This is a genomic window from Spinactinospora alkalitolerans (genome assembly GCF_013408795.1).
Lineage (GTDB): Bacteria > Actinomycetota > Actinomycetes > Streptosporangiales > Streptosporangiaceae > Spinactinospora > Spinactinospora alkalitolerans.
Genome location: NZ_JACCCC010000001.1, coordinates 5,251,331 through 5,276,126 on the forward strand (window position 1 = coordinate 5,251,331; position 24,796 = coordinate 5,276,126).

19 protein-coding genes are annotated in these 24,796 nt (G+C 72.8%); 6 read left to right on the plus strand and 13 right to left on the minus strand.

The genetic code is table 11. The features are described from left to right. Positions 1–12: 12 nt before the first annotated feature. From HDA32_RS23450 to HDA32_RS23460, 3 genes are all read right to left on the minus strand, one after another. On the minus strand, positions 13–4,896 hold the full coding sequence (locus HDA32_RS23450; RefSeq protein WP_179645249.1) for an NAD-glutamate dehydrogenase: 4,884 nt from the start codon (positions 4,894–4,896) through the stop codon (positions 13–15). Positions 4,897–5,278: 382 nt separating this feature from the next. Then, on the minus strand, positions 5,279–6,760 hold the full coding sequence (locus HDA32_RS23455; RefSeq protein WP_179645250.1) for an AMP-binding protein: 1,482 nt from the start codon (positions 6,758–6,760) through the stop codon (positions 5,279–5,281). Positions 6,761–6,854: 94 nt separating this feature from the next. Further along, positions 6,855–7,559: an HAD family hydrolase gene (locus HDA32_RS23460; protein WP_179646901.1), complete on the minus strand. Its 705-nt coding sequence runs from the start codon at positions 7,557–7,559 to the stop codon at positions 6,855–6,857. Between the two features lie 275 nt (positions 7,560–7,834). On the opposite strand from HDA32_RS23460, the gene HDA32_RS23465 reads away from it, so the two are divergent. Further along, positions 7,835–9,388: a hypothetical protein gene (locus HDA32_RS23465; RefSeq protein ID WP_179645251.1), complete on the plus strand. Its 1,554-nt coding sequence runs from the start codon at positions 7,835–7,837 to the stop codon at positions 9,386–9,388. A 19-nt stretch (positions 9,389–9,407) separates the two neighbouring features. On the opposite strand, the gene pruA is transcribed toward HDA32_RS23465, so the two are convergent. The 3 genes from pruA to HDA32_RS23480 form a co-directional block, all read right to left on the minus strand. Then, positions 9,408–11,039: an L-glutamate gamma-semialdehyde dehydrogenase gene (pruA, locus tag HDA32_RS23470; RefSeq protein ID WP_179645252.1), complete on the minus strand. Its 1,632-nt coding sequence runs from the start codon at positions 11,037–11,039 to the stop codon at positions 9,408–9,410. 225 nt (positions 11,040–11,264) lie between these two features. Next, a complete protein-coding gene (locus HDA32_RS23475) occupies positions 11,265–11,729 on the minus strand; it encodes a DUF6912 family protein (protein WP_179646902.1) in 465 nt (154 codons plus the stop codon). Positions 11,730–11,832: 103 nt separating this feature from the next. Beyond that, on the minus strand, positions 11,833–12,495 hold the full coding sequence (locus tag HDA32_RS23480) for an HAD family hydrolase (protein WP_179645253.1): 663 nt from the start codon (positions 12,493–12,495) through the stop codon (positions 11,833–11,835). A 141-nt stretch (positions 12,496–12,636) separates the two neighbouring features. On the opposite strand from HDA32_RS23480, the gene HDA32_RS23485 reads away from it, so the two are divergent. Continuing rightward, the gene (locus HDA32_RS23485) at positions 12,637–13,836 is read left to right on the plus strand and encodes an acyl-CoA dehydrogenase family protein (protein ID WP_179645254.1); all 1,200 of its coding nucleotides are present in this window, start codon (positions 12,637–12,639) and stop codon (positions 13,834–13,836) included. A 296-nt stretch (positions 13,837–14,132) separates the two neighbouring features. Further along, positions 14,133–14,816: a Uma2 family endonuclease gene (locus HDA32_RS23490; protein WP_179645255.1), complete on the plus strand. Its 684-nt coding sequence runs from the start codon at positions 14,133–14,135 to the stop codon at positions 14,814–14,816. Here the strand turns inward: HDA32_RS23490 and HDA32_RS23495 are convergent. The 7 genes from HDA32_RS23495 to HDA32_RS23525 form a co-directional block, all read right to left on the minus strand. After that, positions 14,810–16,468, minus strand: coding sequence for a glycoside hydrolase family 3 protein (locus HDA32_RS23495; protein WP_179645256.1), 1,659 nt, complete (start codon positions 16,466–16,468; stop codon positions 14,810–14,812). The genes HDA32_RS23490 and HDA32_RS23495 overlap by 7 nt on opposite strands. 158 nt (positions 16,469–16,626) lie before the next feature. After that, positions 16,627–18,309: a phosphoenolpyruvate--protein phosphotransferase gene (gene ptsP / locus HDA32_RS23500; protein WP_246334463.1), complete on the minus strand. Its 1,683-nt coding sequence runs from the start codon at positions 18,307–18,309 to the stop codon at positions 16,627–16,629. Positions 18,310–18,320: 11 nt separating this feature from the next. Next, entirely contained in the window at positions 18,321–18,578 is a 258-nt protein-coding gene (locus tag HDA32_RS23505; RefSeq protein WP_179645258.1) for an HPr family phosphocarrier protein, read from the minus strand. 23 nt (positions 18,579–18,601) lie between these two features. Further along, the gene (locus HDA32_RS23510) at positions 18,602–19,288 is read right to left on the minus strand and encodes an HAD family hydrolase (protein ID WP_179645259.1); all 687 of its coding nucleotides are present in this window, start codon (positions 19,286–19,288) and stop codon (positions 18,602–18,604) included. Then, positions 19,279–19,725, minus strand: coding sequence for a PTS sugar transporter subunit IIA (locus tag HDA32_RS23515; protein WP_179645260.1), 447 nt, complete (start codon positions 19,723–19,725; stop codon positions 19,279–19,281). Before HDA32_RS23515 ends, HDA32_RS23510 begins: the two co-directional genes overlap by 10 nt. A 65-nt stretch (positions 19,726–19,790) precedes the next feature. Beyond that, positions 19,791–20,027, minus strand: coding sequence for a PTS sugar transporter subunit IIB (locus HDA32_RS23520; protein ID WP_179645261.1), 237 nt, complete (start codon positions 20,025–20,027; stop codon positions 19,791–19,793). Positions 20,028–20,142: 115 nt separating this feature from the next. After that, on the minus strand, positions 20,143–21,186 hold the full coding sequence (locus HDA32_RS23525) for an SIS domain-containing protein (protein ID WP_179645262.1): 1,044 nt from the start codon (positions 21,184–21,186) through the stop codon (positions 20,143–20,145). Between the two features lie 195 nt (positions 21,187–21,381). Between HDA32_RS23525 and HDA32_RS23530 the strand changes: the two genes are divergently transcribed. The 3 genes from HDA32_RS23530 (at position 21,382) to HDA32_RS23540 (ending at position 24,706) form a co-directional block, all read left to right on the plus strand. Continuing rightward, positions 21,382–22,116 carry a GntR family transcriptional regulator gene (locus tag HDA32_RS23530; RefSeq protein WP_179645263.1) on the plus strand — a complete coding sequence of 245 codons (735 nt, stop codon included), beginning with the start codon at positions 21,382–21,384 and terminating at the stop codon, positions 22,114–22,116. A gap of 69 nt (positions 22,117–22,185) precedes the next feature. Then, positions 22,186–23,640 (plus strand): PTS transporter subunit EIIC, encoded by a 1,455-nt coding sequence (locus tag HDA32_RS23535; RefSeq protein WP_179645264.1) that lies wholly within the window; start codon positions 22,186–22,188, stop codon positions 23,638–23,640. A 127-nt stretch (positions 23,641–23,767) separates the two neighbouring features. Then, on the plus strand, positions 23,768–24,706 hold the full coding sequence (locus HDA32_RS23540; protein WP_179645265.1) for a TIGR03619 family F420-dependent LLM class oxidoreductase: 939 nt from the start codon (positions 23,768–23,770) through the stop codon (positions 24,704–24,706). Positions 24,707–24,796: the final 90 nt, after the last annotated feature.

Sequence of the window (24,796 nt, forward strand, 5' to 3'; positions counted from 1 at the left end):
CTCCCCGCCGGATCAGCCGGAGGTCACCAGTGACCGCACCGAGCGCAGCGCCACCGACAGGGTGGCGAGGTCGAAGCGCTCGGTCTCCCAGATCTCGGAGAGCGTCTGGCCGGCCCTCCTGACCGCGGTCTCGTTCTGCTCCGTCCAGTGCGCGCGCAGCTCGTCGGGGCCCTCGCCGGAGTGCCCCGACATCAACACGTTGCGGGCGAGGTCGGCGTGGGCGGCGTAGAGGTCGTCGCGCACGGCGCCCCGCGCCATCGTGCTCCAGCGGTCGTCGCGCGGCAGGGCGATGATCCGCTCCCGCAGCCGGCTGATCTGCAATTGGTCGGCGAGGTCGAAGTAGACCTCGGCGACCTCGCGCAGCGGGCGGCCGGTCTGCTGGGAGACCTGGACCAGGTCGAACGTGGAGTAGGCCGGGACCATGCCGGCGACCCGCTCGGCGAGGTCCGCGGGCACGCCGCGCGCGGCGAACCAGTCGCGGCGCTCGGTGAACGCCATCAGGTCGCGCCCCTGCAGCAGCTCGGGCAGTTGCGGCACGATCTCGGAGACGCCCTCGGCGAAGAACGCGATCTCCTCGCCCAGGTCGAACAGCGACGGCCGGTTGTGCAGCAGCCAGCGGGCGGCGCGCTCGGTGAGCTTGCGCGCCTCCAGCAGCACCGCCAACTGGGTGTCGACGTCGATCCGGTGGTCGAGGGCGTCCACGGCCCGCCAGAGCTCGTCCAGCCCGAAGGCCTCCTTGGCCACCAGGTAGGCCCGCGCGATGTCGGCGGCACTGGCCCCGGTCTCCTCGTTGAGCCGGAAGGCGAACGTCGAGCCCGAGCGGTTCACCATGTCGTTGACCACGACGTTGGTGATGATCTCCCGGCACAGCGGGTGCCGCGGCATGGCGTCGGCGAAGCGCTCGCGCAGCGCCGACGGGAAGTAGCCGGTGAGCGTGCCGCGCAGGTACGGGTCGCCCGGCAGGTCCGAGCCGAGGATCTCCTCGGCCAGCGTGATCTTGGTGTAGGCGATGAGCGTGCCGAACTCCGGACCGGTCAGGCCCTGGCCGCTGGAGCGCCGCGCCGCGATGGCCTTGTCGTCGGGCAGGAACTCCAGCTTGCGCTTGAGGTGCCCGGAGCGCTCCAGCCGGCGCAGGTAGCGCGAGTGGACGTGCAGCATGCCGGTGGCCTGCTTGCGCGCCGCCGCCAGCACCACGTTCTGGTGGTGGTTGTCGCTCAGGACCAGGTCGGCGACCTCGTCGGTCATGCCGATGAAGAGCTCGTCGCGCTCCTCCTTGGAGAGCCGGCCGGCGCGGACCTCTCGGTCCAGCATGATCTTGATGTTGACCTCGTGGTCGGAGGTGTTCACGCCGGCGGAGTTGTCGACGAAGTCGGAGTTGACCCGGCCGCCGGCGAGCGCGAACTCGATCCGGGCCGCCTGGGTCAGCCCCAGGTTCCCCCCTTCGCCGACCACCTTGCAGCGCAGCTCCGGGGCGTCGACGCGCACGAGGTCGTTGGCCTTGTCGCCGACCGCGGCCTGCGTCTCGAAGGAGGCCTTGACGTAGGTGCCGATGCCGCCGTTCCACAGCAGGTCGACCGGCGCCCTGAGCACGCACTGGATGAGCTCGAACGGGGTGAGCGAGGTGACGTCCTCGTCGATGCCCAGCGCCGCGCGCACCTGCGGGGTGATCGGGATGGCCTTTGCGGTGCGCGGGTGCACGCCGCCGCCCTCGGAGATCAGCTTCTCGTCGTAGTCGGCCCAGGTGCTGCGGTTCAGCTCGAACAGCCGGCGCCGCTCGGCGAAGCCCACCGCGGGGTCGGGATCGGGGTCGAGGAAGACGTGCCGGTGGTCGAACGCCGCGACCAGCCGGATGTGCTCCGACAGCAGCATGCCGTTGCCGAACACGTCACCGGACATGTCTCCGATGCCGACGACGGTGAACTCCTGGCTCTGGACGTCGACGCCCATCTCCCGGAAGTGGTACTTCACCGACTCCCACGCGCCGCGCGCGGTGATGCCCATGGCCTTGTGGTCGTAGCCGACCGAGCCGCCCGAGGCGAAGGCGTCGCCGAGCCAGAAACCGCGCTCGGCGGCGATCCGGTTGGCGATGTCGGAGAAGGACGCCGTGCCCTTGTCGGCCGCGACCACCAGGTAGGAGTCGTCGGCGTCGTAGCGGACGACGTCGTCGGGGTGCCGCACGTCGCCGTTGACCAGGTTGTCGGTGACGTCGAGCAGGCCGCTGATGAACTGCTCGTAGCAGGCCACCACCTCGGCCTGGACGGCGTCGCGGCCCCCTCCGGCGGGCAGCCGCTTGCAGACGAACCCGCCCTTGGCGCCGGTGGGCACGATGACGGCGTTCTTCACCGTCTGCGCCTTGACCAGGCCGAGGATCTCGGTGCGGAAGTCCTCCGGCCGGTCCGACCAGCGCAGGCCGCCGCGGGCGACCGAGCCGAACCTCAGGTGGACGCCCTCGACCCGCGGCGAGTACACGTACATCTCGAACTTGGGCCGCGGCGCCGGCAGGTCGGGGATGCGCTGCGGGTCGAGCTTGTAGACCAGGTACGGCTTGCCGCCGACCTCGCCGTCGGCGTCGCGCTGGAAGTGGTTGGTGCGCAGCGTGGCCTCGATGGCCGCCAGGAAGGAGCGCAGGATGCGGTCCTGGTCGAGGCTGGCGACGAGGTCGAGCTCGCCGCGGACCTCCTCGGCGATGGCCTCGGAGCGCTCGTCGCGGCCGGCGCCGTGGTGCGGGTCGAAGCGCGACTCGAACAGCCGCACCAGCAGGTTGGCGATGTGCACGTTGGCGACGAGCACGTCGGCGATGTAGGCCGGGGTGAAGGTGCTGCCGGTCTGGCGCAGGTACTTGGCGTAGGCGCGCAGGATGGTGAGCTGGCGCCAGGTCAGGCCGGCCCGGATCACCAGCGCGTTGAAGCCGTCGGACTCGCCCTGGCCGAGCCACAGCGCGGTGAACGCGTCCTCGAACAGGAACTTCAGCCGGTTCTGCGCCATTTCGGTCGACTCGATCGGGGCCAGGCCGAAGTCGTAGATCCAGGCGCGGGCCGGGGCGCCCGGGGCCGGGCGCCCGCCGGCGCCGGTGACGCCGTAGGGCCGCTCGTCGACGACCTCGACGCCCATGTGCTCCAGCAGCGGCAGCACGCGCGACAGCGAGACGGGCTCGCCCGTGCGGTACATCTTGAACCGCCACTCGCCGGGGCCGGCGTCGGCCGGGCGGTAGAGGTTGACCGCGACCTCGTCGTCGCCCAGCGCGTCGATGCGGGAGATGTCGTCGACGGCGGTCTCGGCGCCGTTGTCGACCTTGTAGCCCTCGGGCAGCGCGTCGCCGTAGGCCTTCAGCAGTGCGGTGGCGCGGTCGGCGCCGAAGCGCGCGGTCAGCTCGGCGGAGAGGTCGTCGTTCCAGGACCGCGTGGCCTTGGCGACCTCGGCCTCCAGGGCCGCGTGGTCGAGGTCGGGCAGCGCCCGCCCCCGCTCGGCGCGCACCACCAGGTACAGTCGGGCCAGCGGGGCGGAGCCGACCATGACGCTGTGGTCCATGCTCGCGCCCTTGAACGCCTTGGACAGGACGTCCTGGATGTCCAGGCGGACCTGGGTGTTGTAGCGGTCGCGCGGCATGTAGACCAGGCACGACATGTAGCGCCCGTAGACGTCGCGGCGCAGGAAGAGCTTGGTGCCCCGGCGCTCGCGCAGCCGCAGCACGCCCAGCACGATCTGGTAGAGCTCCTCCACCGGCACCTGGAACAGCTCCTCGCGCGGGAAGCCCTCCAGGATCTCGATGAGGTCCTTGCCGTCGTAGCTCTCGGCGTCGAACCCGGCCAGCTCCAGGACCTCGGCCTGCTTGCGCTCCAGGATCGGGATCTGGGCGATGCTGGTGGTGACCGCCTCGTGGGTGAACAGGCCGAGGAAGCGGCGCTCGCCGACGACCCGGCCCCGCGCGTCGAACCTCTTGACGCCGATGTAGTCGAGGTACTTGGGGCGGTGCACCGTGGCACGGGAGTTGGCCTTGGTGAGCACCAGCACGTGCGGCGCCCGCGCCCGCGCGCTCACCTCGGGGGGCAGCGCCGGGGTGCTCTCCGCCATCGGCGCGTCCAGACGCTGCAGACCGAGGCCGGTGCCCGCGAGGGGCCGCAGCGTGTCGTTGCCGTCGTCGTCCTGGACGAGCGTGTACTCCCGGTAGCCCATGAAGGTGAAGTGCCGGTCGGCGGCCCAGCGCAGGAACTCGGCGCTCTCGGTGATCTCGCGCGGATCGACCCCGGCGGCGTTGAGCGCGTCGGCGGAGTCGGAGACCTCGTCGGCGAGCAGGACGGCGCGGCTGCGCATCTTCGCGGCGTCCTCGTCGACGTGGCGGACGTCGGTGAGGACCCGCTCCAGGTCGGCCTCCAGGTCCCTGAGGGCCGCGGGGTCGGCCTGCCGGTCGATTTCAAGGTGCATCCAGGACTCGGCCAGCGGAGCGAGCGTGTACTCGGCGGGCTCGACCTCGACGAGCCCGCCGGTCAGGTCGCGTTCGACCCGCAGCTGGGGGTGGATGATCAGCTGGACCCCGATGTCGTGCCGGGCCAGCTCCATGGTGACGGAGCTGACCAGGAACGGGGCGTCGTCGGTCACGATGTCGACCACGGAGTGCCCGACGTCGCGGCCGATCTCGGCGCTGTCGGGGGTGAAGGCCCTGACCTTGGCCCGGCCCTGCCCTCGGTGCGCCCCGAGGTTCCAGTGCGCCATCGCGGGGCCGCAGATCTCGGCGTTGCCGCGCTCCTTGAGCTCTTCGGGGGCGACGTGTCGGTAGTACAGCCGGAGGAAGTGCTCGATCCGGCCGAGCTCGTGCGGTGATCCGCCGGATGGCTCGGACCACTCCGTGACCGCGTCACGCAGTAGCTGGTCCTTCACGGCGTCAGACTGCCCGGACATGTGCGATCTCACTCCTTTGTGAGCCGTCGGGGGTTGGCTGTGCTCGTCCCTCTGCCCGGAATCCTGCCCGGACATCGGGTGATGTGAACTGTGCTGGCTCATGGGGCCGCCGTGAATCGGGCGGCCGTTCGCCGCGTTGTCGGATTCGGTGAACCGGCAACCTGTGCGCACAGGTCGAGGCATCGGTGGATGGACGTCCTTGTCCGTTCCATGCCATGGCCCAGGCTACTGCGTTTCGCGGCGCCCAACAGTGATCAACACCACTAACGGTGCGTTTCGCACATTAGGAGCGGATTGCTCGTGAGATCTCTTCATCTGCGACGGTACGCGGGGGATCCGCGCCGTTCCACGGGCCGACCGCATCCGGACAGCGCACCGGACATCATCGCAGGACGCAGCCGCCGTCGCCCAGGACCGTGACCCGGTCGCCGAGCGGCCACGCCCCGGCGCGCGCCGGGTCCTCCCCGCCGCCGGGCCCCGCCGGGTCGACCGGCATCGAGGGCATCGGGCGGGTGATGATCGGTCCGCCGTCCCTGAGCTCCACCCGGGCGCCCAGGCAGCGGGCCGCGATCACCCCTGCGCGCGCCGGCAGCAGCGGCGAGGGGCCCGCGAGCTCGGCGCACAGTTCGGCGCAGGCCCACGCGGGCCCCAGCAGCACGTCGCGCTTGACGTCGCGGTAGACCCAGGCCGACGTCTCGGGCGACGGCGTCGGGCCCCAGGAGCCGATGCCGCGCAGCCGCTCCAGCGCCAGCCCGTCCGCCCCCGCGCCGGCGCGCGCGCACGCGTCGAGGTGCCGGGCGTCGAGGCCGAGATGGTCGGCCCCCTCCTCGTCGGCGATCCGCCAGAGCCGCCCCGGCTCCGGTCCGGCGTCGCCGCTGTCGTACAGGAGCACGGTCGCGCCGGCCAGCAATCCGCCGACCAGGTGGTTCCACGTCGTCGAACCGGTGTCGGCCTGCAGGAGGAGGACGTCGCCCCGACCGATGTCGCGGTGCAGGACGAGCGTCTTGAGATGCTCCAGGACGATGCCGCCGTGGCCGTGCGCGACGGGGCGGGGCGCTCCGGTCGCGTCGGCCGCGTCCAGGACCCACAGCGGGTGGTCGAAGCCGACCGCGGTGTAGGCCGGCTCCCTGGCCGCGCCGCCGGCGCCGAGGTCGGCCCAGGCGACGGCGCCGGGAAGGTCTCCCACGACGGTCGGCGGGCCGGTCGGCGCGGACCGGAGCTCCTCGGCCGCCGCGGGATCGGAGGTGAACAGCACCTTGGGGCCGATCCGGGCGGGGGCGGCGGCCCCGGTGCCGGGCCCGGGCGGGCGGACCGACCAGACCGCCCCGATGGCCGCGGCGGCCAGGAAGGCGATCAGCGCCTCGGGGGCGTTGGGCAGGCGGCCGGCCACGTGGTCGCCCTGCTCGACACCGAGGTCGCGCAGCCCTGCGGCGACGCGCGCGGTCTCGGCGGCGAGTTCGGCCCAAGTGATCGCGGTGCGTCCGCCGGAGGCCGAGCGGGCGATGACGGCCGGGGCGCCGGGGTTGGTGCGGGCGTGCCGCAGCGCGTTGCGCGCGTAGTTGAGGGTCGCCCCGGGGAACCAGCGGGCGCCGGACGCCGCCGCGTCGCGCACCGGTCCGGCCCCGCGCTCCCCCGCGACGCCGAAGTAGGCCCAGACCGACTCCCAGAACGCGTCCACCTCCGTGACCGACCACCGCCACAGCTCCCCGTAGGAGCCCAGCAGCAGCCCCCGGTCGCGGGCCAGCCAGTCCATGTAGGCGGTGACGCGGGCGTTCTCGCGTTCGGCTGTGCCGGGTTCCCACAGCAGCGCCCGGTCCGCCTTCGTCGAGGGGGGTGCGGGGGACGCGGCGGGTTCGGTCGGCATGGCGGCATCATCCTCCGTGCGCGTTCGGCTGCGGCGGTCCACCGCTTCTCATGCCAGCGCGCCCCGGACGCCAAACCTTGCGCCGGGGCTGGTTTCAGGTGGCGCCGGGGTCCTCCGTCGCCGACCGGATCGCGTTCAGCAGCGCCTGCGGGTCGGTGAGGTCGTCGAGCACGTGGACGGCTCCGGCCGCGCGCAGCTGCGACTCGGTGGCCGACCCGCTGACGACCGCGATCGGCGTGGCCCTGCCGATGCAGGCGGCCTCGACGTCGCGCACCGACTCGCTGATGTAGACCGTGCTCGCCTCGGGGAACGCCCGCCCGTGGGCCTCTTCGGCGCGCATCCGGGTGAACTGGATGAGGCTGGCCTTGGGGTAGTGCTCGGAGCCGAAGCCGCCGATGCTCAGGTCCAGGTGGCCGTCGAGCCCGAACGCGGCCAGCTTGGCGACCGCGTTGGACATGATCGTGCCCGTGACGACGCTCTGGAGGGTGTCCTCCAGCCGCCCGACGGCGGCCAGCGCCGCCTCGGCGCCGGGCATGGCGCGGCCCTTGGCCTGGAGCCGGTCGCGGCGCCGGGCGAACGACTCCCCCAGCGCATCGGTGAAGTCGGGCAGCGGGTCGGTATCGGGGTCGATCCCGACGTCGTTGCGCGCCAGGAACTCGAAGAAGATCTCGGAATCGGTGCGCCCCGCGGTCGGTGCCAGGTAGACCAGCGGGCTGCCGGTGACCTTCTCGAAGGCCTCGGCGTAGGCCGCGCGCATCACCTGGGCGACGTCAACGAGGGTGAGGTCGATATTCCACAACACCAGCCGGCTAATGGGAGGCTCCTTGGGTGCTCGAGGGGGCCGTCCTTGCTCGTCTATAGTGCCGCACGGTCGGCTCCCCGACCGGACGGAGCCCGCGGGAACCGGCGGGCGGTCCGCCCCGTCCACATCAGTGGCGCGGCGGGGTCGGCGCCCGCGCGGTCCGCGCCGGTGGCGGGGAGCACGGTCGGCGGCGCGCCGCCGACCGCGGCCGTGCTCCGGGACGCGCCCCGGACCATCCCCCTGACCTGCGCGGACGAACGGACGGAGACACGATGGTCGATTCGGACCTCGGCGGCCTGATCGCCGACGCGCGGCAGAACCGCAGGCTGGACGCGCTGCAGGAGGAGCTCTCCAGCGCCAGGGCCAACGCGCGCGCCCAGGACCGGCGGCTGCGCTCCGAGCTCAGCCGGGTCCAGGGGACGCTGGAGCAGCGGTTGGACCGGATGTCGGCCAGCTTCGACGCCTTCGTCGAGCTCAGCGACGTGCGTGCGCTGCTCGCCATGTTCGACGAGCCCGCGCTGGCCCGGCACCGCGCCGGCCAGCTCCTGGACGGCACCGCACCCGCCTCGCTGGAGCTGCCGGACGTGCCCGGCTACTGGCTGGTGCCCGCCGCCCGGGGGCTGCACGTCGCGCTGCGCGGCGACGTCGGCGCCGCCCGGCGCCACTTCACCGAGGCCGCCCAGCGCGACGCGCTGAGCAGCGGCGTGTTCGCCCTGCTCGGGACGGCGACCGCCGGACCGGGCCCCGATCCCGGGCGCGCGGCCCCGTTCGCCGACTGGATCCTGCCCCGGCTGCTGCCGGAGCTCCCCGACGAGGTCGCCCGCGACCAGCGGGCGCTGTGGCTGCTGGCCGCCGACGGCCTCCTGGGCGCCGGCGCGCGGGAGCTGCTGCACGGGCACGCGGCCGCCGCCCTGGACCGCGGGACCGACCCCTCCGCCGACGTCGCCTTCTGGGAGGCCTTCGAGCCGACCGGGGACGTGCCCAAGGCGCCGAGCGGCCTCGAGGGGACCCGGGCCGTGCTGGAGCAGACGGGCGCGGCCTCCCGGCTCGCCGCGCTGCGCGCCTGGCTGGAGGAGTCGTTGCGGGCCGGGGAGGAGGCGCCGGCGCCGGACCCCTCGGTGGCGGAGACGCTGCGGCTGCTGGTGGCCGAGGGCAGCGCCGAGGAGGTCCCCCTGCTCGTCCGGGTCGCGCAGTTGCGCCGGGTGGTGGAGAGCAACGGCGGGGCCTCCCCCGATGAACCGGTGCCGACGTGGCGGGACCCCGCCGGGGAGACCCTCGCCCTGCTTCGCGAGGACGCCGCCGGCTCCGGCGTTCCCGCGGCGCGGCGCGCGTTCGCCATCGGCGTGCACGCCCCGCGGATCCTCGCCGCGGCCGAACGGCTCGCCGCTCAGGGGCGCAGGACCCCTGACGACGCGGCCGTCGCCGTGCACCGCCGGCACCGGGTGACCGTCACCGGGCGGGGCCCCGACGACGCGGAGCTGCGCGCGGCCGAGGCCCGGCTGGAGCGGGAGTACGCCTACAGCGGGAAGGGCAACCTCTACGCCGCCATCAGCGCGGGCGCAGCGGTCGTGCTGGCCGTGGTCGCGTTCGCGGTCGAACCGGGGATCCACGTCCTGACCGTCGCCGCCGCCGCGGTGGCGGTGTGGCAGTGGCTGAAGGGGCAGCGGGAGCGGGACGGCGCGGCCGAGGCCCTCGAGCACGAGCGGGCGCGGCTGCGCGCGCGGGTGGCGGCCGGGGCCGCGAACTGGCGGGACCTGACCGAGCGCGCGAACGCGCTGGCGGCCGGGGCCGGCCGCGACCTCGCCGCGATCCGCGCCCTGCTCTGAAAGCCCCGCGCCCGCGGGGTCAGCGGCCCATGTGCGGGTAGCGCCAGTCCGTCGGCGCCGTGAACGTCTCCTTGACCGACCTCGGGCTGGCCCACCGCATCAGGTTGAAGATCGAGCCGGCCTTGTCGTTGGTGCCGGAGGCCCGGGCGCCGCCGAAGGGCTGCTGGCCCACGACGGAGCCGGTGGGCTTGTCGTTGACGTAGAAGTTGCCGGCCGCGAAGCGCAGCGCCTCGTTCGCCTCGGCCACCGCTGCCCGATCGCGGGCGATCACCGCGCCGGTCAGCGCGTAGGGCGCGATGTCGGCGGCCTGGGCGAGCACCTCCCCGTAGCGGGTGTCGTCGTAGACGTGCACGGCCAGGATCGGGCCGAAGTACTCGGTGGTGAACACCTCGTCCTCGGCGTCGTCGCACTCCAGGACGGTGGGCCGGACGAAGTAGCCCACGGAGTCGTCGGTGGTGCCGCCGGTGAGGACGGTGATGGAGTCGGTGGCCTCGGCCCGCTTCAGGGCGGCGGCGTTCTTGGCGAAGGCGCGGTCGTCGATGACGGCGCCCATGAACGTCGACAGGTCGCCGGTCACGTCGCCCATGGTCAGCGACTCGGTCTCGGACAGCAGGTCGTCGCGGAGGGCCGACCAGAGGCTGCGGGGGACGTAGGCGCGCGAGACCGCCGAGCACTTCTGCCCCTGGTACTCGAACGCGCCGCGGATCATGGCGGTGCGCAGCACGCCGGGGTCGGCCGAGGAGTGGGCCACGATGAAGTCCTTGCCGCCGGTCTCGCCGACGATGCGCGGGTAGGAGCGGTAGTCGGCGATGTTGGCGCCCACGGTCCGCCACAGGTGCTGGAAGGTTCGGGTGGAGCCGGTGAAGTGGATGCCGGCCAGGTCAGGGGCCGCCAGCGCGACCTCGGAGACGGCCGTGCCGTCGCCGGTGACCATGTTGATCACGCCCGGGGGCATCCCCGCCTCCTCCAGCAGCCGCATGAGGAAGTGGGCGGAGAAGGTCTGCGTGGGCGAGGGCTTCCAGAGCACGACGTTGCCCATGAGCGCCGGGGCGGTGGGCAGGTTGCCGGCGATCGCGGTGAAGTTGAACGGGGTGATGGCCAGGACGAAGCCTTCGAGGGGGCGGTACTCCTGCCGGTTCCACGCGCCGCGCACCGACATCGGCTGCTCCTCGTACAGTCGGCGCGCGTAGGAGACGTTGAACCGCCAGAAGTCGATCAGCTCGCAGGCCGCGTCGATCTCGGCCTGCTGCACCGACTTGGACTGGCCGAGCATGGTGGCGGCGTTGACCCTGGCCCGCCACGGACCGGCCAGCAGGTCGGCCGCGCGCAGCAGGATCGCCGCGCGGTCGTCGAAGGGCATCGCCCGCCACGCCGGGGCCGCGGCCCTGGCCGCCTCGATCGCGCGGCGGACGTCCCCGGTCGTCGCGTTGCCCATCCGGCCGAGCACGTGGGCGTGCCTGTGGGGTTGGACGGCCTCGATGGGCTCGCCGCCGCCGAGGCCGTGCTCCCCGCCGATGGTCTGGGGAATCTCGTGCTCGCGGCCGGTCTGCCGCTCGATCTCCGCCGCCAGCTCGGCACGCTCCGCGCTGCCGGGCGCATAGGTCAGGTTCGGCTCGTTGACGGGAACGGGAACGTTGGTCACGGCATCCATACGAGGCCTCCCGGCCGGATCGCGGCAGAACGCCCGGGCCCGAGAACCGCACCACGCCCCGGACCCGCGTTTTCGGCAACCCCTACCCGCAGACGCCCCGTCCGTATCGCTGAGCCGCAAGCTCCGCGGTGACTGGGCGATCCTCTCGCACGCCACTTTCGAGCCGGGGCGGGCCTGACAGACCCCCTTGGGCCGGGGTCGGAGGTCAAGTCCGAGATCGCCGCGCTACTCGTACAGGTACTTCAGCTCCTGGGTGGCGAACCACATCAGTTCGTGGTCGTCCTCGTGGCCGGCTCCGGGGGTGGCGGCGGCCGCGGCGATGTCGTCGGCCGCGGCCTCGTCGTCGACGTGGGCGGAGGCCACCCGCTTCAGCGGGACCGCTCCCGTGACGGTGACCAGGGCCGGGTGGCCGTCGCCCCCGGTGTCCGGCGCGCGCACGGCGGCCTCGGGGATGTCGGCGGCGATGACGACGCGGCGCCGGGGCGCGGCGCCGTCGGCCGCCAGCAGGCGCAGGGAGGCGTCGGCCGCCGCGCGCAGCGCCTCGTACTCCAGCTCCTCCCCGTCGCCGTCGCCGTGCTGCTCCCGCAGCGCCGGGGTCACCGCGAAAGCGGCGAGCGGCTCGCCGCGGACGGCGCCCTCGGCGAGGGCCGCTGCGAGGGCCGGAAGGGTGCTGGGCAGGTAGATGCGCATCGTGGAACTCGGCATTTCAGGTTTCGGGCGGTCGTGGATCAGCTGTCACGCCGAGTGTGCCAAAGACGCGGGCGCGGCCGCGCGCCGCGGCCGCGCCGCACCGTCACTTCGACATCGCCTCGAGTTCGATCCCGCAGGCCTCCTCCAGTCGGATCCGGGTCTCCTCGGGGTCCCGGTGCAGGATGCCGACCATGCCCAGCTCGACCGCGGCCGAGACGTTGTGGTCGATGTCATCGATGAACACGCACTCCTCGGCCCGCAGCCCGACCAGCTCCAGGGCGTGGGCGAAGATCTCCGGCTCGGGCTTGCGCATGCCGACTTCGCCGGAGATGACCACGGCGTCGAAGGTGTCGGCGAAGCGATCGCGCGGGTAGCCGTTGCCCCAGGAGTTCGACAGCAGGCAGGTGCGCACGTCCTGGCGGCGCGCCTGGCGCAGGGCCGCGTACATCTCCTCCACCGGCAGGAAGCCCGAGAACATCCGGGTGAGCAGCCCGTCGTGGGGCACCGCGCCGCCGTCGACCAGCCGCAGCTCGGCGGCGAGTCGGCGTTCGAAGTCGCCGGGATCGACCTCGCCGCGCTCCAGCGCGTGGATGGGGTTGGCCGCCGCGCCGCCGGCGTAGGCGCCCTGCACCCATGAGCGCATGACCGTGCGGTACAGATCGCTGTCGATGCCGTCGGCTTCGAGCCAGGCCGCGATCGTCTCGGGCAGCGGCGACGTCAGGACGCCGCCCCAATCGGTGATGATGCCGCGACACGTGCTGGACATTCCATCGCCTCCGTCCACTCGGCCCTGGGGTGGGCACGAGAGCCTTCCCCGCGGTTCCCGTTCTGAATCCTCGGCCGGGACCGGGGCCGGGAATCCACCCTGGACAGTACCGACCAGTCGGTCGGGTGGCATACTCGGGGCATGGACTTCGAGCTCAGTTCCACGGCCCGCGAGTACCTGGCCGATCTGCAGGAATTCATGGACCGGCACGTGTACCCCGCGGAGCCCGTCTACCACGCGTGGCGCGCCGCGGCCGGCCACGACAACCACGACCTGCCCCCGATCATGGAGGAACTCAAGGCCGAGGCCCGCAGGCGGGGCCTGTGGAACCTCTTCCTCCCCGATGTCGGCGGCCTGAGCGTCACCGACTACGCCCCGCTCGCCGAACTCACCGGCCGCTCCCCCGTGCTCGCCCCGCAGGCGCTGAACTGCTCGGCGCCCGACACGGGCAACATGGAGGTGCTGCACATGTTCGGCACCGAGGAGCAGCGCAAGCAGTGGCTGGAGCCGCTGCTCGACGGCAGGATCCGCTCGGCGTTCGCGATGACCGAGCCCGACGTCGCCTCCTCCGACGCCACCAACATCGCCACCTCCATCACCCGCGACGGCGACGACTACGTCGTCAACGGCCGCAAGTGGTGGATCAGCGGCGCCGCCGACCCGCGCTGCGAGATCCTCATCGTCATGGGCAAGACGGACCCCGACGGGCCGGCGCACCGGCAGCAGTCGATGATCCTGGTGCCGCGCGACACCCCCGGCCTGGAGATCGTCCGCTCGCTCCCCGTCTTCGGCTACCAGGATCAGGAGGGCCACTGCGAGCTGCGGTTCACCGACGTCCGGGTGCCCGCCGCCAACCTGGTCGCCGGGGAGGGCGACGGCTTCATGATCGCCCAGGCCCGGCTCGGCCCCGGCCGCATCCACCACTGCATGCGCGCCATCGGGATGGCCGAGCGCGCGCTGGAGCTGACGGCCCGCCGCGCGGTCGAGCGCGTCGCCTTCGGCGGGCCGCTGGCCGAACAGGGCGTGGTCCAGCAGCAGATCGCCGAGTCGCGGCTGGCCATCGAGCAGGCCAGGCTGCTGGTGCTCAAGACGGCCTGGCTGATCGACAACCGCGGCACGAAGGAGGCGCGCACCGAGATCTCGGCGATCAAGGTGGCGGCGCCCCGGGTGGCCGTCGAGGTGATCGACCGGGCGATCCAGATCCACGGCGGCGGGGGCGTCGGCGACGACTTCCCGCTGGCGGAGATGTACGCGCACGCGCGGGCCATGCGCATCTTCGACGGCCCCGACGAGGTGCACCTGCGCTCCCTCGCCCGGCAGGAGATCAAGCGGTACCGCTGACGCCGCGGACCTGCGGGGCGCCCGCGGGCGGAGTCCCGCGGGCGCCCGAGGTCCGGGCTCGCACGAGGAGTCGGCCGCCGCGGCAGCCGACCGAACCGGCCCGGCCTGAACGGCGCATTGCGGACGGACGCAACCGAACCCGGAATTCCGGGTTCACCGGCTCCCTGCCGCCTTGATACGGCTCTGACCTGGAGCATCGACTTTCGACAAAGCCGAATCGAACTCATGTTCCCAGAATCGGCTCCGGGCCGCTCGGATTGCGTGCATGCTGGCCGTCATGAACCTGAGGAGGCAAGATGAGTGTCATGACTCTGAGCGAGACCGAACTCGGTCTGCCCGCCGACCGGCCGCTGACCGTGGAGGACCTGGAGCACACCCCGGACGACGGCCGGAGGTACGAACTGGTCGACGGGAGGCTTGACGTGTCGTCGGCCCCCGCGCAGCCGCACACCCGGGCGGAGACCCGGCTGACCTGGCTTCTCGCCACCGTCGCCCCTGACGAGTTCGAGGTCCAGTCAGGCCCCGGCGTCACGTTCAACGCCAAGAGGACCCACCACCGCATTCCCGATGTCGCGGTCAAGAGGAGCGAACCGCTGGAGGTCCCGCACCTGACCCGTCCCCCGTTGCTCGCGGTCGAGGTGGTCTCCCCCGAGAGCATCCTGCGCGATCACCACACCAAGAAGCGTGAGTACGCGAACTTCGGGGTGCAAGCGTACTGGCTGATCACGCCGTCGCTGGACAAGCCCGACATCATCGAGTTCCGGCTGGAGGACGGGGAGTTCATCGAGGTGCGGCAGGCCGTGGGGTCCGACGTCTTCGAGACCGACTTCCCGTTCCCCGTCCGGATCGTCCCCGAATGGCTGGTCGCCGACGGCGACTGGCGCGCCGGCATCGGCGGGCCCGAGGCGGACGGTTCGGAGCCCCGGGACGGCGGAGAGGCGGCGGAGGACGGCCCCGGAGGCGCGGAAGGGGATCAGTAGCTCAGGCCGTCGCCGAACTCCAGGTCGGTTCCCGGGATGTCCACCGGCAGGCGGCCCGAGGGATCGACCTCTCCGGCGAGCACGCGGGCCGCGGCCTCGCGGGAGACGTCCACCGAGGAGTAGGTGGCCAGGTAGCCGTCCAGGTCGGGCAGCTCGGCGATGTCGTAGGGGTTGCCCTGGGCGACCACGACCACCGGTGTGCCCGACGCTCGGGCGTCGGCGACCAGGCCCTTCTGCTCGGCGTCGCCGCGGGCGCCGTCGGTCCCCACCACGACCGTGTCGGCCGCCGACGCCGAATCCGCGAGCGCGTACCCCTTGTCGCGCAGCGCCGCGCCGATCTCCTCGGACCCGGAACCGATGACCCGCACGGCCGAGCCCTCCTCCAGCGGCAGCACGCCGCCCTCGTTGCGCAGCAGCGTCACCGAGGCGTCGGCCACGTCCCGGGCGGCGGCCGCGTGCTCCTCGCCGCCGAGGACGTCGGAGGCCGCGGCCGCGTCGGCCGGCTCGGCGTCGTAGAGGCCGCGCTCCAGTTTGAGCTCCAGCACCCGCAGCACCGACTCCTCCAGCCGTTCCTCGCTGATCCGGCCCTCCTCGACCGCCGCGGTCACGGCGCTGTGCGCCGCCTCGACGTCCGGCGGCATCAGGAGCTGGTCGGCGCCCGCGAGCACCGCCCGCACCGCGATCTCGCCGTCGTCGTGCGTCTGGCGGACGCCCTCCATGTTGAGCGCGTCGGTGCTGACCACGCCGTCGTATCCCAGTTCGCCGCGCAGGATGCCGGTGATCACGTTCTCCGACAGCGTGGAGGGCTCACCGGAGTCGTCCAGTTCCGGCATGAACACGTGCGCGGTCATGATGGCGTCGATGTCGGCATCGACCGCCTGCTCGAACGGCGGCAGGTCGACCCGCTCCCACTCCTCCCGCGGCTTGTCGATCGTGGGCAGGCCGGTGTGGCTGTCGACGTCGGTGTCGCCGTGGCCGGGGAAGTGCTTGGCCACCGGGACGACGCCGCCCTCCTCGAACGCCCGCGCCTCGGCGGTCATCATCTCGCCGACCAGGGCGGGGTCGGAGCCGAAGGAGCGGATGCCGATCACCGGGTTGTCCGGGTTGACGTTGACGTCGGCCACCGGCGCGTAGTCCAGGTTGAGGCCGAGTGCGGTCAGCTCCTCGGCCGTGGTGCCGGCCAGCGACGCCGCGGCCTCGGGGTCGCGGGTGGCGCCCACCGCCATCGCGTCGGGGAACCGGGTGCCGACCGGCAGTCGCGAGACCATCCCCTGCTCCTGGTCGACCCCGAGGAACAGCGGCACGCCCGCGCCGCTGCCGGTCGCGAGGTCCTGCAGCCCGTTGGACAGCCCGGTGATCTGCTCGACGTCGGAGAGGTTGTCCGGGAAGTAGATGAAGCCGCCCGGGTGGTGGTCCTCGATGAGGTCGGCGTTCTCCTCCGCCGTCGTGCCTTGCACGACCGGGACGAGGAGCTGGCCGACCTTCTCCTCGAGGCTCATGTCGGCCATGAGCTCGGCGGCGCCTTCGGCCGGGTCCGAGGATTCGGGCCGCCGCGGCTCCGGCCGGTCCCCGTCCTCCCCTCCGCCGCCGCAGGCGGCCGACAGCAGCAGGAGTCCCGCGCCGAGCGGGGCGAGAAGGCGTCGAAGGGGCATGCTCACGAGGATCTTCCGGTGGGGGGCGGTGGGTGCGGAACGGCGAGGTGAGCACGTTCCGCACCCACGATAGCGGCGGCGGTGCCCGAAAGCGCTCCACCGCCGCCGCCCCGCCGCGGTCGGGGCCCCTTGCGCGGTGGACGCGCGCAAGGGGGCTGCTACAGCCCGAACTCCGCCAGGCCGGGGAGCCGGTCGCGGGCGGCCCGCCGGGCGGCCTCGGGGGTCCGCGCCGCGCGGGCGGCCGTTGCGGCGTCCCCGCACTGCTCCAGGCTGCTGTGCGCCAGTGCGGCGCGCACCAGCGGCAGCGCCGTGGCGCCCATCGACAGGGAGGTGACCCCCAGGCCGACGAGGACGCAGGCCAGCACCGGGTCGGCGGCGGCCTCGCCGCAGACCCCGCACTCGCGTCCGGCGCCGGAGGCGGCCGACGCGGTCAGCGCCACCAGGTCCAGCACGCCCGGCTGCCACGAGTCCTGGAACCTGCTCAGGCCCCCGATCTCGCGGTCGGCCGCGCACGCGTACTGCGTGAGGTCGTTGGTGCCGATGCTGAAGAACCCGGCGGACTCGGCCAGGTGAGCGGCGCGCAGGGCCGCCGCGGGAACCTCGACCATGATGCCGGCCTGCTCGATGCCGGCCCCGGCCGCGGCCGCGGCGAACCACTCGGCGTCCTCGGCGTCGGTCACCATGGGCGCCATCACCTGGAGCCGGGCATCGGTGTCGCGCTCGGCCTCGGCCAGCGCGGCGAGCTGGGTCCGCAGCATCTCCGGGAAGCGCCGCATCATCCGCAGGCCGCGCTCGCCCAGCGCGGGGTTGGGCTCGGCGGCCGGCGGAGGCAGGAACGCCAGCGGCTTGTCGGCGCCGGAGTCCAGCGTGCGCACGACCACCTTGGCCCCGGGGAACGCCTCCAGCACCGCCCGGTACGCGGCCAACTGCTCCTCGCGGGTGGGCGCGTCGGCCCGGTCCAGGAACAGGAACTCCGTCCGGTACAGGCCCACGCCCTCGGCGCCGTTCTCCAGCGCGGCCGGCAGGTCCTGGGGCCCGCCGATGTTGGCCAGCAGCGGGACCCGGTGGCCGTCGGAGGTCCGCCCCGGCCCCTCGCTGCGGGCGGCCGCGGTGGTCCGGGCCGCGGCCCTGGCCTCGGCCTGCTCGACGAACGCGGGGTCCGGGTCGCGCACGACCTCGCCGGTGGCGCCGTCGACCAGCAGGGGGACGCCGTCCGCGATCTCCTCCGAACCGGCGCAGGCCACCACGGCCGGCAGTCCCAGGGAGCGGGCCAGGATCGCGGTGTGGCTGGTCGGCCCGCCCTCGCGGGTGACGAACGCCAGCACGCGCTCGGGGTCGAGCAGCGCGGTGTCGGCCGGGGCGAGGTCGTGGGCGAGGAGGACGAAGGGGGTCGCCGATTCGGGGACGCCCGGCACCGGGACGCCCAGCAGCCGCGCGACCACGCGGTCGCGCACGTCGTCGAGGTCGGCGACGCGGGCCGCGAGGTAGGCGCCGGCGCTCGCCAGCACCTCCCGGTAGGCGGTGAAGGCCTCGAACACGGCCCGCGCGGCCGAGGTGCCCTCGCCCACGCGGCGCTCGACGTCCCCGGCCAGGGAGGGGTCGCGCGCCATCAGCGCCTGGGCGTCCAGGACCTCCTGGGCGTCGCCGCCGGCGCGCTCACCGCGGTCGGTGAGGTCCTGGGCGGTCTCCTCCAGCGCGGAGGCGGCCCGGGCGGCCTCCGCTGCGGCGTCGCCGCCGTGGCGCTCGCCCTCCGGGGGCTCGGGCACCGCCCGCGCCAGCCGCAGCGCCGGCCCGAAGCCGACGCCGGAGCTGACCCCGACGCCGGTCAGCGTGTCGGTCATGGCGGTTCCCATCAGCTCTCGTTGGCGATCTCGGTGAGCCTGTCGAGGAGCTCCTCCGCTCCGTCCCCGTCCGCGGTGAGGACGATCTCGTCGCCCTGGCGGACGCCCAGGCCCATCACCGCCAGGATGCTCTTGGCGGACACGGCGGCGCCGTCGCCCTTCGCGACCGTCACCTCGCCGCCGGCCTTGGACGCGGCCTGGACGAACAGTGCCGCCGGCCGGGCGTGCAGCCCGACCTCGGACTCGACCTTCACGCGGCGCTCTGCCACGGTTCCACCTCTTCTTGCTCGCTTCAGGGTCGGGGGACGATCCGAGGCCAGTCCACCTCGGTCAAATGGTCGACGACGAGGTCGGCCCGGTCCAGCGCCGGCCGCTCGTGGGTCGTGGTGATGCCCACGACCCGCATGCCGGCGCTCTTGCCGGCCTGGACGCCGGCGGGGGTGTCCTCGAAGACCACGATGTGCTCGGGCGCGTAGCCCAGGATCTCGGCGCCGCGCAGGTAGCCCTGCGGGTCGGGTTTGCCCTCGCTGACGTCGCCGGCCGTCACCAGGCCCTTGAACAGCTCGCGCACGCCCAGGTCGGTCAGCGCCAGCTCGGCCCAGTCCCGGCCGGCCGAGGTCACCAGCGCGAACGGGACGCCTTCGGCGTGCAGACGGCGCAGGAACGCCACCGACTCCGGCAGGTGCTCCACCGGGGGCAGGTCGGGGTCCTGGCCGTAGACCCGCAGTTCGGCGATGAGCACGTCCAGTGTGATGCCGGGGAGCAGCTCGGGGTGGTCGGCCAGCACGTCGGTGCCGCGCCGACCCATGAACTTGTGCAGCAGCTCCCTGTCGTAGGGGACGTTGTGCGCGTCCAGCAGCTTGGCCCAGGTGGCCAGGCTGCGCGGTTCGCTGTTGATCAGCGTGCCGTCCAGGTCGAACAGCGCGGCGCGGGGCGGGGTCAGGTCTTCGGAGAGGTCCACGATTGCACTCACGCCCATTGGAACAGCAGATCGCCCTGCTCGATTTCCCCGGTGCCCGCGCGGGAGATCACGTCGCCGTCGGCGTCCAGCGCGACGATCGGCACGATCGGCGACAGGCCCCGCGCGGTGACGTCGGCGGGGTTCCACCGGATCATCGGCCGGCCCGCCTCGATCTCGGCGCCCTCCTCGACGAGCTTGTCGAAGCCCGCGCCGTCCAGCTTCACCGTGTCGATGCCCAGATGCACCAGGACGCCCCGGCCGCCCTCCCCGAGCAGGACGAATGCGTGCGCGTGCAGCTTGGCGACCTTGCCGGTGACCGGCGCGACCGCCTCCTGGAGCCCGTCCCTGGGCCTGATGGCGGTGCCGGGTCCCACCATCCCCTGCGCGAACACGGGGTCGGGAATCTCGGACAGCCCCACTGCGGTGCCCGATACGGGCGAAAGCACGGAGAGCATGGTGCAGCCTCCTCTTCGAAGGCCGAGCGCGACCGACGCGGCCGCGCCCCGGCGTCGTCGTCGGATCAGTCGAGCAGGTCGTTGATGTCGTCGGTCAGCGAGTCGGCCTCGGGCCCCACCACGACCTGGACGACGTTGCCGGAGATCAGCACGCCGTGCGCACCGGCCGCCTTCAGCGCGTCCTGGTCGACCTTCCCGGGGTCGCCGACCTCGGTGCGCAGGCGGGTGATGCACGCTTCGATGTCCTCGATGTTGCCGGCGCCACCGAGCCCGGCGACGATCGCGGATGCCTTGTCGGCCATGTCTACCTCCCTCTGGGATCCACCGGCGTGCGGACCGGTGGACGGTGAAAGCTGCGGATCTCAGCTGAGCTTAAATCCCATGGAACGGATGGCCACAGGGGGTGGCCCGGGACGGCTACGACGTCTGGGTCACCTTGCCCAGGCCGCGCGGCGCGTCGGGGTCGTAGCCCAGCCGCCGGGCGAGCCGTTCGGTGATGAGCTGGGCCGGGACGATGAGGCTGATCGGGGCCAGCCACTCGGGCAGGTCCGGAGCGGGCAGGCAGAGGTCGCAGGCCCCGGCCAGCGCCGAGCCGCCGCCGATGCCGTAGGCCGGGGCCCCGTTGGCGACGACGCGCTCGGCCAGCGCGACCGTCCCCTGCAGCGTGGGTCCGGACCCCGCGGCCACCAGGATGGCCGGGGTCTCGGCGTCGACGACCGCGATCGGGCCGTGCAGCAGGTCGGCGTAGGACAGCCCCATGGCGTGCAGGTAGCAGGCCTCCTTCAGCTTCAGCGCCGCCTCGAGCGCGGTGGAGAAGGCCATGCCGCGCCCGGAGACGACCGCTCCGTGCACGCCGACGAGCCGCTCGACGATCTCGTCCAACTGCTCGCCCGGCTCGGCCAGCGTCTCCTCGATGGCGTCGGGGACCCGGTTCAGCTCGTCGGCGCCGAGCTCGGCGCCCAGTCCCAGCGCGAGCACGGCCAGCGCGGCGAGCTGGGTGGTGTAGGTCTTGGTCGCGGGAACGGCCAGCTCGTCGCCCGCCCGGGTGACCAGGGCCACATCGGCGGTCTCGGCGATCGGCGAGCCGGCGCCGTTGGTGATGCCGACGGTGCGGGCGCCGCAGTCGGCGGCCCAGGTCATGGTGTCGACGATCTCCTCGGTGCGGCCCGACTGCGAGATCGCGACGGCCAGGACCCCGGAGAGGTCCACCTTCGCGCCGTAGGTGGTGGCGATGGAGGGCGAGGCCAGCGTCGCCAGGCGGCCGGCGTGCGCCTGGAGCAGGTAGCCGCCGTACACGGCGGCGTTGTCGGAGGAGCCGCGCGCGATGAACAGCACCTGCCGGGTCTGCTGGGCGAGCGCGGCGATCTCGGCCGACTGGGGCAGCAGCGCGTCCAGGGTCCGGCGCAGCGCGTCGGGCTGCTCCGCGATCTCGGACCGCATGACGCTCGTCGTGGTTGTCATCTGCTCTCTTCCCATCGGTTCGTATGCCTTGCCCCCGCCGGACATACCACCTGATCAGCGACGTTACCGCGTTGCCGAAGTGTTAATCCGCGTGCGGCACCGGAACGTTGACACACCACGGACTACTGTGGTCTAGTCCGGCCTATACCAGTACGCACCATATCCGACCGATACGCAACCGAACAGGCACCCGTCATGATCGACCCCACGAGCCCGGTCCCGAAGTACTCCCAGCTCCGGGAAATCCTGCTCGACTGGATCGAGGAGAGCCGGCTCGGAGTCGACGACGCCGTCCCCTCCGAGCGCGAACTCGGGGTCAAGTACGGGCTGTCGCGCATGACGGTGCGCCAGACCATCGACCACCTCGTCGCCGAGGGCAAGCTCTACCGGGTGCCCGGCAAGGGGACCTTCGTGGCCCGTCCCAAGATCGAGATGTCGCTGCGCCTGGCGTCGTTCACCGAGGACATGCGGTCGCGCGGCTACGTGCCGGGCGCCAGGGACCTGGCCCGCCGGATCGTCCCCGCGCGCGGGCACCTCGCCCGCATGCTGGGCATCGCCCCCGGGACCCCGGTCCACCACATCGAGCGGTTGCGCACGGCCGACGGCGAGCCCATGGCGGTGGAGCGCTCCAACATCCCGCTCTCCGTCGCCCCCGGCCTGAACGAGCACTCCTTGTCCGGCCGATCCCTCTACCAGTTGCTGGAGGAGGAGTACGGTCTTCTCCTCGACTCCGGTGAGCAGACCATCGAGGCCGGCATCTGCGACTCCACAGACGCCAGACTCCTCGGTCTGCCCTCCGCGAGCGCCGTGCTGCTGCTGCAGCGACGCAGCTTCGCCAACGGCAGGTGCGCCGAACTGGCGATCTCCACATACCGGGCCGACCGCTACCAGTTGCACTCGACCCTGGATCCGCAACGCGGTTCCGCGTAGCGGCCGCACCCGACCCGCATCCCGTCGGATTACCCAATCACCCCGAGCCACAAGCTCGACTGCAAGCACATGGGAGGACCAGCGGTGAGTTCCGCATCGGCCGCCGAAAGCGGCCTTCCCGCCGCACCGAAACAGTCGTCGACGATCCTGGCGATCCTGCAACGCATCGGCCGCAGCCTGATGATGCCGATCGCCGTGCTGCCCGCAGCAGGCATTCTGCTCCGCCTCGGCCAAGGCGACATGCTCGGCAGCAACGGTCCCGAGGTCGGCGGCCTGGCCGACGTCGCAGGGATGAGCTGGATGGAGCCCGTCGCCGGTGTCATCGGCACCGCCGGTGACGCGCTCTTCCAGGCGCTTCCGCTGCTCTTCGCTGTCGGTGTGGCCATCGGCTTCGCGAAGAGAGCGGACGGCTCCACCGCACTGGCCGCCGTGGTCGGCTACATGGTCTTCGACCGGGTGACCAAATGGCTGTTCTTCGAACTCGGCGGCGAACTGGGAGAGGCCGTCACCACGTTCGACGCGGACGGCAATCCCGCGATCAATTGGGGGGTGAAGAACCCCACCGACGTGCTCGGCGGCATCGTCATCGGCATCGTCGCGGCGCTCTTGTGGCAGCGCTTCTACCGGATCAAGCTTCCGAGCTGGCTGGGCTTCTTCGGTGGCCGCCGCTTCGTTCCGATCATCACCGCGTTCGCGGCGCTGCTGCTCGCAGTGGTGTTCGGCTTCGTCTGGCCGACCGTCGGCGGGTGGATCAACGACCTGGGCAACTGGATCGTGGGTTCGGGTGCGGTCGGCGCCGGCGTCTACGGCGTGGTCAACCGGCTACTGCTGCCGTTCGGCCTGCACCACATCGTCAACTCCGTCGTCTGGTTCGTCTTCGGCAGCTACGAAGGGGCCGACGGCACCGTCGTCCAGGGCGAGATCAACCGCTACCTCGCCGGCGACCCGACCGCCGGCGGCTTCCTCTCCGGATTCTTCCCGGTGCTGATGTTCGGCCTGCCCGCCGCCGCACTGGCGATATGGCGCGCCGCGCATCCGAGCCAGCGCGCGGCGGTCGGCGGCATCATGATCTCCGCCGCGCTCACCGCTTTCGTCACCGGCATCACCGAGCCGATCGAGTTCGCGTTCATCTTCGTCGCTCCGGTGCTGTTCGCCGTGCACGTCGTGCTGACCGGCATCTCGATGGCGATCCTGAACGCGCTGGACGCGCACCTCGGCTTCAGCTTCTCCGCCGGCCTGATCGACCTACTGCTCAACTCCTTCAAGTCGAACACGACCGGACTCCCGGTGATCCTCGGATTGGGCGCCGTCTACTTCGTCATCTACTACCTGGTCTTCTACTTCGCGATCACGAAGCTCAACCTGCCCACGCCGGGCCGCGAGCCGGTCGAGGAGCAGGCCTCGGTCGCGGCGAACCCCGACGCCGCCGCCTCCGTCACCGGTCCGGCGGGCGGCCCGGTGCAGGACGACCAGGCGACCGGCGCGGCCGACCGCGGGGAGGGCCGGCGCGGATCCTCCTCCTGACCTGAAGAGGCACACGGCGAGGGCGGGGCTCCACGAGGGTCCCGCCCTCGCCGCGTCACGCGGTCTCCCCCGGCTCTCCCCTCCCCCTTGCGACCGGAGCGGACGCCGGTGCCGTAGGTTCGGTGCCATGAAGATCGGATTCGGGGCGCCCGTGGCGGGCGCGTGGGCGACGCCGCAGAACCTCGCGGGGTTCGCCGAGCGGGCGGAGGAACTGGGCTACGACTCGCTGTGGACCTTCCAGCGGCTGCTGGCTCCCGCCGACAACGACATCGCTCCGGTCTACCGGAGCGTGCTGGACCCGCTGCTGGCGCTGACCTACGCCGCGGCGCGCACCTCGCGGATCCGGCTCGGCGTCGCGCTGGTGAACCTTCCGTTCATCTCACCGACCTACCTGGCCAAGCAGGCGGCCACGCTGGACGTGCTCAGCGCCGGGCGGCTCGACCTGGGGCTCGGGATCGGCTGGGCGCCGATCGAGTTCGCCGCCACCGGAGCGAAGCGGGAGCGGCGCGGCGCGCGGGCGGAGGAGTACCTGAAGGTGCTGCACACCCTCTGGAACGACGAGGTCAGCGCGTTCGACGGCGAGTTCTACACGGTTCCGCCCGGCCGCATGGCCCCCAAGCCCGTCCAGCCCGGCGGCCCGCCGGTGCTGCTGGGCGGGGTGGCGCGCCCGGCGCTGGAGCGGGCCGGCCGCGCGTCGGCCGGCTGGATGAGCCGCAGCGCGACCGACCTGGCCTCGATCGCCGAGGACATCGCGGTGGTGCGCGCGTCGGCGGAGCGGGCCGGCCGGGATCCCGATGCGGTGCGCGTGGTCGTGCGCGGCGTGCTGCGCGTGGACGAGACCGGTGCGGGCACGGCGGGACCCGACGGGCGGCGGTTGCGGCTGTCCGGGTCCTACGAGCAGATCCGCGCGGACGTCGCCCGGCTGGCCGAGCAGGGCGTGACCGAGCTCTACTACGACCTCAACTGGGACCCGCTGGTGGGCCACCCGGACGTGTCCGCCGCCGCCGCGACGCAGCGGGCCGAAGAGATCCTGGAGGCGCTGGCGCCGGAGACCCGCCGATCTTGACCTTGGGTTTCAACCTCGGCCCCCTGGGGCCGGGGGCGGCGTGCACCGTCGCCCAACCACCGCGGATCCCGCCTTCGGCTGAGGTTTCAA

Coding starts and splice junctions, on each gene's coding strand:
- HDA32_RS23490 (WP_179645255.1), top strand. CDS start 14,133: ATGAGTGTCATGACTCTGAGCGAGACCGAACTCGGTCTGCCCGCCGAC.
- HDA32_RS23530 (WP_179645263.1), top strand. CDS start 21,382: ATGATCGACCCCACGAGCCCGGTCCCGAAGTACTCCCAGCTCCGGGAA.
- HDA32_RS23520 (WP_179645261.1), bottom strand. CDS start 20,027: ATGGCCGACAAGGCATCCGCGATCGTCGCCGGGCTCGGTGGCGCCGGC.
- pruA (WP_179645252.1), bottom strand. CDS start 11,039: ATGGATGCCGTGACCAACGTTCCCGTTCCCGTCAACGAGCCGAACCTG.
- HDA32_RS23465 (WP_179645251.1), top strand. CDS start 7,835: ATGGTCGATTCGGACCTCGGCGGCCTGATCGCCGACGCGCGGCAGAAC.
- HDA32_RS23535 (WP_179645264.1), top strand. CDS start 22,186: ATGGGAGGACCAGCGGTGAGTTCCGCATCGGCCGCCGAAAGCGGCCTT.
- HDA32_RS23495 (WP_179645256.1), bottom strand. CDS start 16,468: ATGCCCCTTCGACGCCTTCTCGCCCCGCTCGGCGCGGGACTCCTGCTG.
- HDA32_RS23450 (WP_179645249.1), bottom strand. CDS start 4,896: ATGTCCGGGCAGTCTGACGCCGTGAAGGACCAGCTACTGCGTGACGCG.
- HDA32_RS23510 (WP_179645259.1), bottom strand. CDS start 19,288: ATGGGCGTGAGTGCAATCGTGGACCTCTCCGAAGACCTGACCCCGCCC.
- HDA32_RS23525 (WP_179645262.1), bottom strand. CDS start 21,186: ATGACAACCACGACGAGCGTCATGCGGTCCGAGATCGCGGAGCAGCCC.
- HDA32_RS23540 (WP_179645265.1), top strand. CDS start 23,768: ATGAAGATCGGATTCGGGGCGCCCGTGGCGGGCGCGTGGGCGACGCCG.
- HDA32_RS23475 (WP_179646902.1), bottom strand. CDS start 11,729: ATGCGCATCTACCTGCCCAGCACCCTTCCGGCCCTCGCAGCGGCCCTC.
- ptsP (WP_246334463.1), bottom strand. CDS start 18,309: ATGACCGACACGCTGACCGGCGTCGGGGTCAGCTCCGGCGTCGGCTTC.
- HDA32_RS23515 (WP_179645260.1), bottom strand. CDS start 19,725: ATGCTCTCCGTGCTTTCGCCCGTATCGGGCACCGCAGTGGGGCTGTCC.
- HDA32_RS23480 (WP_179645253.1), bottom strand. CDS start 12,495: ATGTCCAGCACGTGTCGCGGCATCATCACCGATTGGGGCGGCGTCCTG.
- HDA32_RS23485 (WP_179645254.1), top strand. CDS start 12,637: ATGGACTTCGAGCTCAGTTCCACGGCCCGCGAGTACCTGGCCGATCTG.
- HDA32_RS23455 (WP_179645250.1), bottom strand. CDS start 6,760: ATGCCGACCGAACCCGCCGCGTCCCCCGCACCCCCCTCGACGAAGGCG.